Consider the following 14,826-nt stretch of genomic DNA (forward strand, 5'->3'; position numbering starts at 1 on the left):
CATCTTACCCCAGGGCAAACACTAAATGCAGCGCAGCCAACAACAAAGGCCACAAGAGGTGATATTGCCAAACGGCTAAAAACACCGTTTTAACTCAGCAAAAATTGCCGTTCAAGCGAGTTTTTATTTACATTTATTCAAAGTTAAAACAGACTATTAAACATCCAGACTTTGGTGAAATTTTCTTTCCAAGACAACAAAATAAACTCACTTTACCCGAGCGCTACAGACTCCTATATTCGCGGAAAATTTCACCATTCAGACTTTTTAAACTGATCTCCGTTTAAAAGGTCGTTTTTCTATTTGGAGTCTGAGTTGTCCCAACCTCACGCCACCGCTCACAACAACAGTGCCTGGGTACCTGTTGCGGGTTTGACCCTGTTTGCTCTGGCTTCCGGCTATCACATGAGTCTGCTGCCGCTGGCATTGGACGGTTTTGGCTTAGCGACAGATCTGGCGGCTTGGCTGGCGAGTATTTTCTATTTCGGCCTGTTGCTCGGGGCAACTTGTATTTCACCTGTCGTGGCACGTCTGGGACACAGAGGTGCCTTCATCCTGTTTCTATTGCTACTGGCGGCGACAGTGGCTGGCATGCCCTTGGTGGTTAATGGTCAGTTTTGGCTGGCGGCGCGCTTCATTGCCGGGATTGCCGTGGCCGGCATCTTCGTAGTGGTGGAGTCCTGGTTGTTGATAGCCGACACCGCCAAGCAGAGAGCCAAGCGTTTGGGCTTCTATACAGGCTCACTCTATGGCGGTAACGCCCTGGGACAACTGGGTGTGGGACAGTTGGGTGTCGATGGTGCCATGCCGCATATTTTGGTGGCTATAGTACTGGTGTTGGCCGTATTGCCGCCACTGCTGGCCAAGCGCTGCCAGCCACAAAAAATACAGCATCAGAAGATTAGCTTCAAAGAAGTCAGGCATGTCAGTCGCCCTGCCATCATGGGCTGTCTGGTTGCAGGTTTGGTATTGGGCCCCATCTATGGCCTGATGCCTGTGTTTCTCAGCGAGCAGACAGGTGACCACCAGCTGACGGGCAAACTGATGGCCATAGTGATCCTGGGAGCCATGTTGGTGCAACCCCTGGTCAGTTGGTTGTCTCCCAGATTCAGCAAGACTCTCTTGATGGCATTTTTCTGTTTGTTGGGCGCCGCCGGGGTTGTGGGTATTTTGCTGAGTCACAGCACTTTAGTGATGGGCTTCAACCTGTTGCTGCTGGGGGCTGCCGCCTTCGCCCTCTACCCTATCGCTATTACGCTGGCCTGTGACAGCCTCGACAGCAGCAAGATAGTGGCGGCAACCGAACTTATGCTGCTCAGCTACTCTGTGGGTTCAGTTATCGGGCCTCTGGTGGCCAACGGCTTCCAGCAACAGCAGGGTCTGCCTATGTATCTGGGCTTGTGTCTGACCACAACTTGTATCTATATGCTGTTGTCCAGTGTGCGACCAACCCGTGGCCGGATGCCGGCACTGCGTCCCTGAGCCGCTGCTGAGGCTCAGGATCCTTGGCCGGACTCAGGCACTCAACTCGGCCTTGGGCGGCCAGACAAGATACATGCCCTCACTGGCCGGTGAACTGAAACTGAAACCAAATTTGAGGTACAGTTGCGGCACATCGGCCATCAAGGTGATATAGGCACCCTCGAAGGCGTGAGCTTTCAGATAGTCCATCACCTTTTGCATCAACAAACGCCCCAAGCCTTGTCCCTGCCAGCGGGGATCGACAGCCACATCCACCACTTCAAAATTAATTGCGCCGTCCCCCACCACCCTGGCCATGGCGATACACTCACCCTCGAAAACAAGTTGCACACCATAGAGGCTGTTGGGCAGCGCCTTTTCGACACCGACTCTCGGCCTAGGGCTCAGTCCGGTAATCTGCCGCAAACGGATAAAGTCCTCCACAGCGGCGGTTTGCTCCAGAACTTCAACTTGCTGTTTCATTTGGATAACCACTCCTTTGCCAACAGGGCATATTGATACTCACAGCCCCAGCGTCCCTTAAAGAAAATATTGTCGATAAAATGCCCTTCGCGGCGAAAGCCCACGGCCTCAAGCAAGCGCCTGGCAGGGCGATTCTCCGTGTCGGTAATTGCAATCACCCTGTGTCTGCCAAGCTCACGAAACAGGTAATCCAGCACGGCGGATACCGCTTCCCTGGCGATACCCTGCCCCTGGCAGAGTGGATCCAGGCTGAATCCCAACTCCACTTGCTGCTCATCAATGAAGTGCAAGGCCAGATCGCCAGCCAGAGTGCCGTCGGTAAGCTCAATAGCCAGTTGATACCAATGACCGCTCAGCGCCCAAGCTTTTGGAATGGCTTCATACAAGGTCTTGGCTTGTTCGAGACTGAAGGTGTCCCAGCTTTGATAACGAGCCACCTGCGGCTCCTGCCGATAACGGCTGAAGGCGGCAAGATCCGACGCTCTTAAGCGGCGCAGTGTCAGGTTGGTGCTTGCAATTGGCTCCATTCGCTATCCAGCCCTTTGCTTTTCACCAAAACAACAGAACTGCTGCACAGCCGGTAGCGCTTCACGGCCATCGGCCAGCCCTAAATGATACACAGCCTCTACCTTGTTGATGTCGCGCTCCAGCCTCGACAAGTCCAGCGCCATCTTGGGTTGGATCACCATGGCACTCCCTTCAGCAACCGCCTGTTGTAATTGTTGTTGTGCCTGGTTGTACACCTGATGGCGCCTCAGCAAAGCCTCGGCAACCTTGGGGTAACGCCGATAGGCCTTTTGTGCCAACCATTTAAACTTAAAGGCTGACTTACTGTAATCCGCGGCCTGGGTCAGGATAACCAGCTGTTTTTGATAGCCGTCGGCTCTGGCTTGCTGCAGCGGGATAGGAGCCGCAATGCCACCATCAAGATAAGGCACCCCATTGATGGCGACGGGTTTGGAGATAAAAGGCAGGCTACTTGAGGCAATCAGTATCTGCAACAGCTCGTCGTGGCCACCAAAATCACTCATGCCAAAGAAGTCGGTTTCACCGGAAAGGCAGTTGAAAGCACCTATCTTGAATTCGGCCCCCGAGGACAGGAAGGTCTCAAAATCGAACGGCAGCAACTCGTGAGCCATACGTCTATAGGTGAAGTCAGTATTGACATAATTGCCCGTCTTCAGCAGATGCCTCATGCCCATGTAGCGCTTATCTGCAAGATAACGCTGCTGAATTAACAGGTTACGCCCTTTCTGTCTGGAAAGGTACGAAGCCGGGTAGATGGCTCCAGCGGAAACCCCTACCTGATAATCAAACATGACTCCGGCTTCCAGGAAAGCATCCAGCACCCCGGCGGTATAAATGGCGCGCAAGCCACCGCCCTCCAGCACCAAAGCCGTGCCTTGCAGTTGCCTAAACTCTGTGACCATTATGATTCCCCCCAATACAGCCAATAGCGCAGCATAGCCAAGCATGGCCCACAGGGGAAGCCACTCTTGAAATACCCGTACTTTAGCAGTAAGAAATTTGCCTTGAATTACTTAAGCTTATGCTGATTTTTCATTAAGAAATCCGCCAAAAACATTCAAATTGATTGTCAACTCACCCTTGGCAAACCCCGGTGGCATAGGGCTTGCCCCAGCTTGGCCTGGTCCAAATGCCGCCGATATCAGTCGAGTCGGCACCATCAGGCAACTGATTAAAAAGTAACTTATCTGCAGTGGCAGGAAGCCACGCAGTATCGCCTGACAGGAGTTAAAGGAATGGATGCTAGCAATCAAGGAGAAATCTGCTTACTGCCGCAGTTGGCCAACAAGCACAAACTCAAGCTCTATCGCTGCTGTCTGGAAGAATTTCGACAGTTGGGCTACTGGGACCAATATGTGCAACAGGTGCAGGATGAAATGCACAGGCTACAGGCCTTGGCGGAAGAGTAAACTGCATTGCACCCGGTAATAGGGTGACACAAGTCAAATTTAAGTTGAATTTTTCCCCGGAACAGGCTGCAATAGCGACGCAAAATTTCACCTTGGGCGGTTTAGCCACTCAAAGATGCAAAGCCAACTTCAATTTGGCCAAGGATGCCGAAATACTTAAGGGAAAAAGATGAAACGCTTTGTTTTTTATTTTATTTTTGGTTATGCCTGTTACCTGAGTTGGGTAAAACTCAGCGGCAATGAACCGCAACAGCTGACCGACATTCACCAAGACACCATAAGCAACAGCATCCGCGAAGCGGCTCAAACCGCCCCGCGCTATGCCAGTAAGCCTGTAGAGATGGACGCCGGCTTCCACTGCGATGGACGCCAGTATTGCAGCCAGATGACCTCCAGAGCCGAAGCCGAGTACTTCAACCGTTACTGCCCCAACACCAAGATGGATGGCGACAATGATGGCCGCCCCTGTGAAAACGACAGCCGCTGGTAAAGCAATAATCCGTCTTGGCCTGTAGCCATTTCCCCAACTGGCAATGACAATCCTGAGTCAAGCGGCAATCAGTGGACCATCTTCTGCAAAACAAGCACTCAGGGTTGCTATGGCTTCGCGGATCTTTGGCGCCTGCGCCTCTCGTCCCGCAGTCAGAGCGTAAACGCTGTACTGCGGCAGTTGCCAGTCAGGCAATAGAGGCAACAAAGTGCCCTGCTGCAAAAACTGCCGCACTTCAGGCTCCGGCAAGGCCGCATAACCCAAACCATCCAAGGTAAAGCGGATCAGACTCTGCATATTGTTGACCGCCAGACGCCCTGGCGCCAAAGACAGCTGCTCACCACTGACGGTATGACTCAACATACTGTCCTGCACCATACTCCCCTTATGGCACAGACGCTCCCAGTTCTGCAATTCACCGGGATGCATGGGCATTGAGTTCCCTCGCCGACACAGAAAGTCAGGTGCCACGCACAAGAGCATCTGCCAATCGGCCAGATGATGAGCCACCAGCGCCGAATCGGCCAAAGGCCCGATACAGATGGCCAGATCTATGCCACTACCCACCAGATCCACGGTCTCATCCTGCAGCTGCAGCGACAATTGAATGCCGGGATGCGCTTCCAACAGACGCCTTAGCGGCTCACTGAGAAGACCGCCACCAAAGCCCACTGGGGCGGCTATGCGCAACTCACCGGCCGGACCGTCCTTCAAACGACTCAACTGCAGCTCTGTCTCATCGGCAAGAGCTATCATCTGTACACAGCTCTGGTAAAAGAGCTTACCTGCCTCGGTCGGTGTCAACGCCCTGGTGCTGCGATTAAGTAGCCCAAGCCCAAGTTGCTGCTCCAGCTTGAAGATCTGCTGGCTAACGGCAGATGTACTCATGCATAACTGCCTGGCGGCGGCATTCATAGTGCCTTTCTCAACTGTGGTGGCAAATACCAGCATCGCCTTGACCATCTGCCTATTCATCTTTAAGCCCCATCACAACAGCAAAAACATCTCAGTTACGGCGGTCGCCATAAAGCATTCCTTAACTGTGTTTCCAGAAAAATGCGCTTGAGAGGATTGTATCATCGGCGTAAATTCTCGCCATTGAAAATCATTCTCATTTACCAAATTTGCAATTATGCATTCAGGAGTTTAAAGCCGATGTCTTTGTGTCGAATCAGCCCTCTGGCCAGCGCCATTGCCGCACTCTTCCTCATACCTGCAGCACAGGCCGATGAAGCGCCCCAAGACATGGAAGTCATAGTAGTTACCGCCTCCGGCTACGAGCAACAACTCAAGGATGCTCCCGCCTCTATCAGCGTACTTACCCGAGAACAGCTGGATAGCCGTTTCTATCGCGATATTACCGATGCCATGTTGGATGTTCCCGGTGTCGTGGTTACCGGTGGCAGCGATCGCCGTGACATTAGCCTGAGGGGCATGGGAAGCCAATACACACTGATCCTGGTGGACGGCATGCGCCAGTCATCCCGGGAGACTCGCACCAATAGCGATGGCCCGGGAGTCGAAGGCGCCTGGACTCCGCCACTGTCGGCAATAGACAGAATCGAAGTGGTGCGCGGCCCCATGTCATCCCTGTATGGTTCTGACGCCATAGGCGGGGTGATCAATATCATCACCCGCAAGGTTCCGGAAAACTGGCAGGGAGAACTCAGACTGGACAGCACAGTTCAGGAACACAGCGAATCCGGCAATATTTATCAGGGTAACTTCTTTGTCAGCGGTGCCCTGATCCCTAACTGGCTGGGGTTACAACTTTATGGCCAGTACACCAAGCGTGAAGAAGACCAGATAACCGGCGGTTACCGCGGTCGAGATGCCAACAATCTCAGTGCCCGTTTCTCGCTGACCCCGAGTGACGACCACGACATCATTTTGGAAGTCAGCAGTGCCGTTCAGGAGTTGGACAGCACCCTGGGCAAAACCGTCGCTCCGCTCGCTCCCGGTGAATCCTGCGGTCGTTACGGCTGCCCGGCGTCCTCCACCACTGAATATGAGAGCCGCAAATACTCCTTGGCACACACGGGCCGCTGGGAAATAGGCACGAGTAATACCTGGGTCAAATATGAAGAGTTCGAAAACAAAAGCCGAGAGATGACCATCAAAAACACTGATGCCCAGACCAGTCTGGTCACCGGCTTTGGTGATAGTCATACCACCACCTTTGGGGCCGCCTTCAACTACCAGGATCTCAACGACAAGACAGGTAACCAGATAGGTGACCGTAGTGACATCAGCAGACGCCAATGGTCGGTATTTGCCGAAAACGAATGGCGCATGAGCGACACCTTTGCCCTGACGGCCGGTTTACGCATGGATGATGACGAAAACTTTGGCGAACACTTCAGCCCACGTATCTACGGAGTCTGGGATCTGACCGACAGCACAACCCTCAAAGGTGGTGTTTCCACCGGCTTCAGGGCCCCAAGCCTGAGACAAACTGTGCCGGATTGGGGCCAGGTCAGCCGCGGTGGCAACATGTATGGTAACCCGGATCTCAAACCCGAGACTTCAATCAACTACGAGCTGGGGCTGCACACAGGCTTCGGCGACAATATCACCACGGCCCTGACCGTCTTCTATAACGAGTTTGAAGACAAGATCACCCGGGTACCCTGCCCCGAGAGTCAGTGTACCGACGGTCCGAACCAGTTTGGCTCCGATCCCACCACTTACGTGAATGTGGATGAAGCGGTAACTCAAGGGTTCGAGCTGGATTTCAACTATGACATCAATGATGACATCCAGCTTTCGGCCAACTACACCTATACGGACTCAGAGCAAAAGACAGGGCGCTATCAGGGCAGTCCATTGAATCAATTGCCCAAGCACCTGCTGCAAACCTCCCTGAACTGGCAAATCAACGACCGCTGGGGCAGTTGGGCCAGAGTGCACTACCGGGGTGAAGAGAGCCAACCCACCACGGGCCCCTCTTCGTCGACTCTGGTGGCCCCCTCTTACACTCTGGTGGATATAGGTGCCAACCTGCAGCTGATGGAAAACCTCAAACTCAGCGCCGGTATCTATAATTTACTGGACAAAGAGATTACCCAGGAAGAATACGGCTATATCGAAGACGGCCGCCGCTACTGGCTGGGGATGACCTGGAGTTTCTAACGAGGAAGCCTTATGCCGTTTTTATAAGCCAGAACAGTTCTGGGATATACTGGCGCCGTTCAACTCTCTCACTCCAAAGACCGCGCACCGCCGCGGTCTTTTAATAGCTGTTGCAAAAAACGCCATGACAGCGTTTACTGTGTCCGCGCCAAATTCCCAAGGTTAAGGAAAACAATGAAACTGATACTGATCATTATCGCGTTTGTGGCCTTCTTTATCGCCCTGAAAAAGTGGCAACGAGCCCAGGCGGTAAAAAGCGGCGACCCGGATGCCATGGCCAATGAAGGCTTGAGACTGATTGGCAGAAATAGAGTCGATGAAGGCATAGCACTGCTGGAGCAGGCCGCCAATAAAGATCATCCCGCCGCTGCCCAAATGCTCTATGAGTTCTATACCCGTCCCGAGCTGGAGATGGTGCCCAACGATGCCGACAAGGCGATGCACTGGGCCGCCAAGGCCTCGTCATTGGACAATGAATTTGCCAAGCTCCATGACCTGATGTTGGAGCTGCGCCAACACCCTGCTTTTGGTGACAATATTCAGCTGCTGGAGCAAAACTTACTCCCCAGAGCCGAAGCCGGTGATACTGAGAGCCAGAGCCAACTGGGACGGGTCTATTCCCGTAACCCGATACTCGATAAGGACGGCAGTAAGGCGATGAAATGGCTCGAGTTGGCCGCCGCCAAGGATGATCCCGAAGCCTGCTTTCATCTGGGGATATTGCTGCAGGAGCCCAGGCAAGGGGAAGCCGATTTGCAACAGGCCAGATTCTGGCTCACCAAGGCACACCAGCTGGGTGAAGCGGCCAGCGCCGGTCATCTGGCGGAAATGATGTTGCAAGGCCTAGGTGGCCCGGTGGATAAACGCCAGGCCGAGCAGCTGTTGATAGAGCAGGCCCAGGACAGCAGTTACTTTCAGTTGATGCTGGGACAGCGCTACCTGCGCGGTGACCAATTACCTCAAGATCTGCACAAGGCCAGAGAGTGGTTGGAAAAGGCCGCGGCCGATGAAGATGATAGCGTGGCAGGTCCTGTGTTGGCCGGCTTCCTGCTCGACCACTCCCGCGACAGTCAGGATCATCTGCGTGCCAAGGCAATACTTGAACCCCTGGCACAGGTTTGGGATCTTAGTGCCCATTTTCAACTCGGTAAACTCTATGAACAAGGGCTGGGCGTCAATCGCCAGTTGCCGCTGGCACTGATGCATTTCGAGTTTGCTTCCATGGGGGACGAAGCCGAGTATATCGCGGCCAAAGAGTCACTGGCGGCGCGTCTGAGCCAATCGGAAAAACAGCAGGCCGAAGCACTCAAGCAGGAATATCTGGCGCTGCACCCCATAGACAGCCTGGCCCAGGCCAGATTGGATCTCCTCAAGGGCCAGGCTTTGCTGTATGCGGATAAGCGAGAATACCAGGAACTGCAACAAGCGCTGCCCTGGCTGGAGAAGGCCGCCTTCGGCGGAGAAACCCTGGCCTATGAAGAACTGTATGAAACCTACCTCGAGCTGGACCAAAGGGTAGACGCCGCCGTATGGCTGCAGCTGGAACTGGAAGAACATAACCAGTTCGGTTTGTTGGGTGATCAGGTACTGCAGCAACAGGAACTGTTGCAAAGCTTTACCGAGGCCGAAACCGCCTGGTATGAGCAGCGTCTCGAAGAGGTTCGGGCGCAGTTGCCGCAAAACAACCCAGAAGCCGCCTGAGCTGTGTTAAACCTTAAAGACAGACCCCGGCCAAGGCCTGGGTCTGTCTTTTCTGAGATGATTGCCAGAACCGCTAACCCAGCGGTTCAGCCTTTATTCTTGATGGTCCAGTAGGCGGCGTTGACACCATCTTCACGAAATTCGATATCCACCGGGTACTCACGCTCACAACCCTCGACTATCCAGCGTTCATGCCAGTAGCGCTCACCGACTTTGCCTTTGGGCATCGCCAGCACAAAGGCAAAAAACTGCTCCGGCACCTCGCAGCCGCGACGAGCCACTTCGGCAGCCACTCCCGGCATGGCATCCCTGAGCAGGGTTTCATTGGCTAAAGTGCCTTGCTGAACTATCTCCTCAGAGAAGTATTCCCCTTCGGCCGCGGCTACCGGCAGTGACACCAGCAAGCCACACAAGATCCCAATCCATTTCATCTGTTTTCCTCCCTGATAGTTTCTGTATCAATATTAGCCCGTCATCCCGCCACAGGCTCAACCAGCCTAGTCGAAGATTGCCATGCTTTAGGTCACCGGAGTGTGAACAAAGCTATAGTTTGATACAAAACAATACCTTAACCTGGATATTGTGCGAACTTTAAGCTAAACCCTAAATCAGCTAACGAGAACTATCGGTCAGTGCCGAAAACCTTAAAACTGCTTCTATTTATATGGTGGTACTTGGGAGCACCCATTTTCTAGATAAATGACAGGTGAATGAAATGGATTTTATTGAACGAATTCAAGCTCTATCAAAGCGCATCCCCCAAATATCCGCCAGCCTTCAAACCGAAGAAGCAACTAAAAACGCACTAATAATGCCTTTCCTAAGCTCTGTATTGGGGTACGACGTATTCAACCCAGATGAAGTACTCCCTGAGTACACTGCCGATACTCCAACGAAAAAAGGAGAAAAAGTCGACTATGCGCTAATGAAAGACGGAGAGGTATTGATGTTGATTGAGTGCAAGAAATATAACGAAAAGCTATCAATAAAACATGCTAGCCAATTATTCCGCTATTTTTCAGTCACCAAGGCAAGAATTGCCATATTGACCAACGGTGTTCAGTACCTCTTTTTTACTGATCTGGACGCTCCCAACAAGATGGATGAAAAGCCTTTTTTGGTATTGGATCTGGAGAATATTGATGAACACATAGTGCCGGAAGTTAAAAAGTTGACAAAATCGACATTTGACATGGAATCTATCGTCAATGCCGCAGGAGAACTTAAATATCTAAGTGACATAAAGAGAATTATCAGTGATCAGTTCAAAAATCCTGAAGAAGAGTTTGTACGCTTTTTTGCCAGCAGGGTTTATGACGGCATGCTAACTCCAAAGGTAAAACAACAGTTTACTGAGATCACGGCCAAAGCTCTCAAACAGTTTATGAAGGACGGTATTAATGAAAGACTTAAGTCTGCAATGGGAGATAGAGCGACCGATGACGTTGAGGAAGTCTCAGGCTCAGATGGCGAAATCGAAAATAAGCCAAGGATAATTACGACCGAAGAAGAGGTTGAAGGCTACAATGTCATCAAGGCGATTCTTAGACAAAAAGTCGATGTTAGTAGAATCACCGGACGAGATACGCAAAGCTATTTCGGAGTTCTACTGGACAACAATAATCGCAAGCCTATTTGCAGACTGCACTTTAATACCAAACAGAAATATCTCGGATTAATGGATCATGAGAAGAATGAAACCCGTCATCCGTTAGACTCAGTAGACGATATATTCCTGCATAGTGAAGCCTTACTGCAAACAATCACCTTCTACGAGTAAAGCAAAAGATAGAACGGCAAGCCACTTCATTAAGTGAGTTCGCCGTTATTCTTATTATCCCCGACTTGCCAGACGTCAGAGGCTTGGCTAGACTGCCGCGCTAGCGACGATTCAGTTGGCAATATCTCTATTCTATAAACCGGGCGATGTAATGAAAGCAAAGCAGTATCAGGGCTTTACCCTAATTGAACTTGTAGTGGTGATTATTATCCTCGGGATCCTGGCAGTGGTGGCCGCACCCAAGTTCCTCAATCTGCGCGACGACGCCACAGAGCAGGTGTTCAGGGGCCAGTATGCCGCCTTTGAATCTGCGGTAAAACTCTATCACAGTGGCTATCTGGCCAAGGGGTATCAGGGCGCCATCGACAATCTGGCCAGCTTTGGTGATGGCAGTGTTGATTCCAGTGTCAACGGCTGGCCCTATGCCACTGCAGGCAAAGACACCCATATTTTCAACGCCTGCGAACAGTTGTGGCATGGTCTCACTGATACCGACCTCAGCATAGCCTATGTAGAAGATGCCAATCTGCCTACAACCACTGTCGACGTGGCCTATACCTATAAGCAAACGCCCAATACCTGCATCTACCGCTCAGTGTATTTTATCCAGCAAAATGAACCGACAATGATCATGGAGTATCAGCCGGATACGGGTGAGGTCTCGGTTCGCAAAACCTTCTGGAGTCAGCCTTAGAGCCTGGCAGCTTCTCCCGGACTCTGGTCGAAGTAACGCTTGAACTCCCGGCTGAATTGGGCCGGGCTCTCATAGCCCACTTCCAGTGCCGCTTCCTTCACCTTGAGGCGCTGTCTTTGCAGTAACTCTTTGGCCTTATTGAGGCGGATCTTCTTCAAGTACTGAATGGGCGATGAGGCCGTGACCTCCTTGAAACAGCGATGAAATGCCGAGGGGCTCATGTTGACCAACTCGGCCAGCTGCTCTACCTCCACACTTTCACGATAGTTCTGATGCAGATATTTGAGCGCCTTCTCTACTCGGGATAAACGGGTATGACTGAGTGCCAGCGCATATAAAGGCGCCGCATTGTCGGAAGCCAATACCCGAAACAGCAACTCCTGCACCATGGCCTGACCCAAGACCTCGGCTTCCAACGGCGACTGCAGAGCCAGCAGCAAACGCTCGACACAGCAGAGCATGTCTTCGCTGTTGGCGGCAACAAAGAAGCCGCTCTGACGGGCATCATCGAGATCCTTGGGCACCTTGTGGTGTTGATCCATCATGCGGATCAACTGGTTCAGTTGCTGCAGATCTATATCCACCATGAGTACCAATACCGGTTCTTCCTCGGAAGCAAAGGTTTCACACTCCACCGGCATAGGCACTGTCATCACCAAGGTGTTCTGCGGATCATAGTCATAGATCTTATCTTCGAGATAGACACGTTTACGCCCCTGGCCGACTATCATGATCCCTTGGGAATAACACATGGGGCCACGGCTGCCATAGGCCGAACTGCGAAACAGATGCACCCCTGGCAGGCTGGTGCTGTTCACCCCTTCATCCACCGCCAGGACCGCCATTAAGGCTGCAATATCACTCATAACACTCTCCAATCATCAGGGTTTGGATACTAGCACCATTACAGAAAAAAGCATCAAAATAGCCATATTCAAGCCCCAATTAACCAAACTAGGCAGGAATAGGCATAAATGCTCCAGCAATGTGTATTTCAATCCAAGCAGAGGGGACTAAGATGGCAACCATAGTTTTTCGGCTGTAGAAGAGAGAAATATCATGCTCAATTTCGACTATCGCAACCCTACCCACATAGTATTTGGTAAAGACAGACTGGCAGAACTGGATCAACTGGTACCGGCCAATGCCAGAGTGCTGGTGACTTACGGCGGTGGCAGTGTCAAACGCTTCGGCACTCTGGACAAGGTCATAACCGCGCTGGGCGACCGTGTTGTATTTGAATTCGGTGGCATTGAAGCCAACCCTAAATATGACACCCTGGCCAGGGCTGCCGAGCTGGCGCGGCGCGAATCCATCGACTTTCTGTTGGCCGTCGGTGGCGGTTCAGTGATGGACGGCACCAAGTTTATTGCCCTGGCGGCAAAATTCGATGGCGACAGCAGCAGCTTGCTGCATCACGGTTTCAACCCGGTTCCTGTGACAGAGGTACTGCCCGTCGGTACGGTAGCGACACTGCCGGCTACAGGCTCAGAAATGAATGCTTTTGCCGTGGTCAGCCATCAGGGTGGCAAGTTCCCCGTGACTCATCCGCAGAGCTTCCCGGTATTCTCCGTGCTGGATCCCAGCCTGACCTTCAGTTTGCCGAAGATCCAGGTCGCCAACGGCGTAGTCGACTCTTTCGTGCACGTGGTCGAGCAATACGTCACCTTCCCCGTGGATGCCAGAGTTCAGGACAGAATGGCCGAAGGCATACTGAAGACTCTGATTGAAGTGGGCCCTGTCACTGTGGCCGAGCCGGAGAACTATGATGCCCGCGCCAACCTGGTGTGGAGTGCCACCTCGGCGCTCAACGGCATGATAGGCAGCGGCGTACCCGCAGACTGGACCACTCATATGATAGGCCACGAACTGACTGCCATGTTCGGCATAGATCATGCGCAAACGCTGGCCGTAGTCTTACCCTCTGTATGGCGGGTGCGCAAGGAACAGAAACGCGCCAAACTGCTGCAATATGCCGAGCGGGTTTGGGATATCACTTCGGGTGATGAAGACAGCCGTATAGAGCAAGCCATTGCAGCCACTCAGGCCTTCTTTGAACAGGTTGGCCTCAAGACTCGTCTGCGCGACTATGATGTACCGCAAGAGCGTATCGCCGATGTCGTTGCCGCACTGGAAGCTCACGGCATGACCGCCTTATCTGAAACCGGCGATCTCGGTCTGGACAGCAGCCGTGAAATCCTTGAGCTGGCCTGGTAAGTTCAGCAAGCCAAACGATTCTCACGCCTGAGATAAAATACAGTTTAAACAGGGCCTTTAGGCCCTGTTTCTTTAGCCTTCCTTGACCGCTCTCAAGCTGTAGACCAAGGGAATGGCTTTGCCTTGATGATATAACCTGAAACGCCCCGGCGTATCCTCCTGCAAGCCCTCGAAACAGTCATAAGGACTGAAGTCATACTCGCGAAAAGCCCGCAACTGCAAACCATTGGCCAACAAGGCGCTGATGACATCAGCCAGGGAGTGTGACCAACAAACCGTGGTATGCTGTGCTTCCTGAGCATTCTCGGTATAGCTGCCCTCCAACTCTACATCGGCCTTACCTGTGTGGAAGTAGTCATAACCGTCAAACAATGCCTGCAATGGATGGAACTCGGCCAGGTAGAGTTCACCGCCCGGCTTAAGGCAAGCACTCACAGTTTCTGCCCAGCGATGTAGATCCGGCAACCAAACCAGCGCGCCATAAGAGGCATACACGAGATCGAATTGGCGCTGCAGCAAAGCCGGCGCCTGATAGAGGTCGCCACAAACAAACTCGGCGTCGATAGCGGCTTGCTCCGCCAGTTGGCGGGCACTGGTAATGGCCTCGTCAGACAAATCCAGGCCTGCGACACTGGCGGCCCCTTCTCTGGCCCAGGAGAGAGTATCTAGACCAAAGTGACACTGGAGATGCAGCAAGGACTTGCCCTTGACCGATAGTTCGGCCAGCTCTATTTCCCGCAACGAACTGCGACCACTGAGAAACCCCTTAACGTCATAAAATTCTGACTGCAGATGTAACTTGGTACGCTCATTCCAGGCCTGCTGATTCAGCCTTTGGTACTCTGCTTCTGCCTTGCTTGTCATCAAAAGCTCCCTGTCTATTCAATCGTCAACATGGCGGATGCTACAACTTAACCCTTTGATAGATCAA

General features: G+C 52.4%; 15 protein-coding genes. 8 read left to right on the forward strand and 7 right to left on the reverse strand.

What is annotated here, in order from left to right:
- Positions 1 to 315: 315 nt before the first annotated feature.
- Positions 316 to 1,482, forward strand: coding sequence for an MFS transporter (locus ACF8D4_RS11180; RefSeq protein ID WP_025009228.1), 1,167 nt, complete (start codon positions 316 to 318; stop codon positions 1,480 to 1,482).
- A 33-nt stretch (positions 1,483 to 1,515) separates the two neighbouring features.
- On the opposite strand, the gene ACF8D4_RS11185 is transcribed toward ACF8D4_RS11180, so the two are convergent.
- The 3 genes from ACF8D4_RS11185 to ACF8D4_RS11195 are packed head-to-tail and all read right to left on the reverse strand — an operon-like array spanning position 1,516 to position 3,353.
- Positions 1,516 to 1,944 carry a GNAT family N-acetyltransferase gene (locus ACF8D4_RS11185; RefSeq protein WP_044735473.1) on the reverse strand — a complete coding sequence of 143 codons (429 nt, stop codon included), beginning with the start codon at positions 1,942 to 1,944 and terminating at the stop codon, positions 1,516 to 1,518.
- The gene (locus ACF8D4_RS11190; protein WP_045283307.1) at positions 1,941 to 2,471 is read right to left on the reverse strand and encodes a GNAT family N-acetyltransferase; all 531 of its coding nucleotides are present in this window, start codon (positions 2,469 to 2,471) and stop codon (positions 1,941 to 1,943) included. The genes ACF8D4_RS11185 and ACF8D4_RS11190 overlap by 4 nt, the downstream gene beginning before the upstream one ends.
- A gap of 3 nt (positions 2,472 to 2,474) precedes the next feature.
- On the reverse strand, positions 2,475 to 3,353 hold the full coding sequence (locus tag ACF8D4_RS11195; RefSeq protein ID WP_025009225.1) for a patatin family protein: 879 nt from the start codon (positions 3,351 to 3,353) through the stop codon (positions 2,475 to 2,477).
- A gap of 354 nt (positions 3,354 to 3,707) precedes the next feature.
- Here ACF8D4_RS11195 and ACF8D4_RS11200 point away from each other — a divergent pair, with 354 nt between their 5' ends.
- Positions 3,708 to 3,881: a hypothetical protein gene (locus ACF8D4_RS11200; protein ID WP_156018539.1), complete on the forward strand. Its 174-nt coding sequence runs from the start codon at positions 3,708 to 3,710 to the stop codon at positions 3,879 to 3,881.
- Positions 3,882 to 4,050: 169 nt separating this feature from the next.
- Entirely contained in the window at positions 4,051 to 4,371 is a 321-nt protein-coding gene (locus ACF8D4_RS11205) for an excalibur calcium-binding domain-containing protein (protein ID WP_025009224.1), read from the forward strand.
- A 57-nt stretch (positions 4,372 to 4,428) separates the two neighbouring features.
- Here ACF8D4_RS11205 and ACF8D4_RS11210 read toward each other — a convergent pair whose 3' ends face one another.
- Positions 4,429 to 5,346, reverse strand: coding sequence for a LysR family transcriptional regulator (locus ACF8D4_RS11210; RefSeq protein WP_071237258.1), 918 nt, complete (start codon positions 5,344 to 5,346; stop codon positions 4,429 to 4,431).
- Positions 5,347 to 5,526: 180 nt separating this feature from the next.
- On the opposite strand from ACF8D4_RS11210, the gene ACF8D4_RS11215 reads away from it, so the two are divergent.
- Complete coding sequence (locus ACF8D4_RS11215) at positions 5,527 to 7,503, forward strand: ligand-gated channel protein (protein WP_208142273.1); 1,977 nt, start codon at positions 5,527 to 5,529, stop codon at positions 7,501 to 7,503.
- A 174-nt stretch (positions 7,504 to 7,677) separates the two neighbouring features.
- The gene (locus ACF8D4_RS11220) at positions 7,678 to 9,204 is read left to right on the forward strand and encodes a tetratricopeptide repeat protein (protein ID WP_025009221.1); all 1,527 of its coding nucleotides are present in this window, start codon (positions 7,678 to 7,680) and stop codon (positions 9,202 to 9,204) included.
- An 86-nt stretch (positions 9,205 to 9,290) separates the two neighbouring features.
- Here ACF8D4_RS11220 and ACF8D4_RS11225 read toward each other — a convergent pair whose 3' ends face one another.
- Positions 9,291 to 9,635, reverse strand: a complete 345-nt coding sequence (locus ACF8D4_RS11225; protein ID WP_025009220.1) for a hypothetical protein — start codon at positions 9,633 to 9,635, stop codon at positions 9,291 to 9,293.
- A gap of 284 nt (positions 9,636 to 9,919) precedes the next feature.
- On the opposite strand from ACF8D4_RS11225, the gene ACF8D4_RS11230 reads away from it, so the two are divergent.
- Positions 9,920 to 10,984 carry a type I restriction endonuclease gene (locus ACF8D4_RS11230; protein WP_025009219.1) on the forward strand — a complete coding sequence of 355 codons (1,065 nt, stop codon included), beginning with the start codon at positions 9,920 to 9,922 and terminating at the stop codon, positions 10,982 to 10,984.
- A gap of 151 nt (positions 10,985 to 11,135) precedes the next feature.
- Positions 11,136 to 11,678: a type II secretion system protein gene (locus ACF8D4_RS11235; protein ID WP_025009218.1), complete on the forward strand. Its 543-nt coding sequence runs from the start codon at positions 11,136 to 11,138 to the stop codon at positions 11,676 to 11,678.
- Here the strand turns inward: ACF8D4_RS11235 and ACF8D4_RS11240 are convergent.
- Positions 11,675 to 12,544: an AraC family transcriptional regulator gene (locus ACF8D4_RS11240; RefSeq protein ID WP_025009217.1), complete on the reverse strand. Its 870-nt coding sequence runs from the start codon at positions 12,542 to 12,544 to the stop codon at positions 11,675 to 11,677. The genes ACF8D4_RS11235 and ACF8D4_RS11240 overlap by 4 nt on opposite strands.
- Before the next feature lie 193 nt (positions 12,545 to 12,737).
- Here ACF8D4_RS11240 and ACF8D4_RS11245 point away from each other — a divergent pair, with 193 nt between their 5' ends.
- Entirely contained in the window at positions 12,738 to 13,895 is a 1,158-nt protein-coding gene (locus tag ACF8D4_RS11245; RefSeq protein ID WP_025009216.1) for an iron-containing alcohol dehydrogenase, read from the forward strand.
- Positions 13,896 to 13,967: 72 nt separating this feature from the next.
- Here ACF8D4_RS11245 and ACF8D4_RS11250 read toward each other — a convergent pair whose 3' ends face one another.
- Positions 13,968 to 14,759 carry a bifunctional 2-polyprenyl-6-hydroxyphenol methylase/3-demethylubiquinol 3-O-methyltransferase UbiG gene (locus tag ACF8D4_RS11250; protein ID WP_025009215.1) on the reverse strand — a complete coding sequence of 264 codons (792 nt, stop codon included), beginning with the start codon at positions 14,757 to 14,759 and terminating at the stop codon, positions 13,968 to 13,970.
- Between the last annotated feature and the right edge of the window lie 67 nt (positions 14,760 to 14,826).

This window comes from Shewanella sp. YQ_9 (assembly GCF_043103185.1).
GTDB lineage: Bacteria > Pseudomonadota > Gammaproteobacteria > Enterobacterales > Shewanellaceae > Shewanella > Shewanella algae.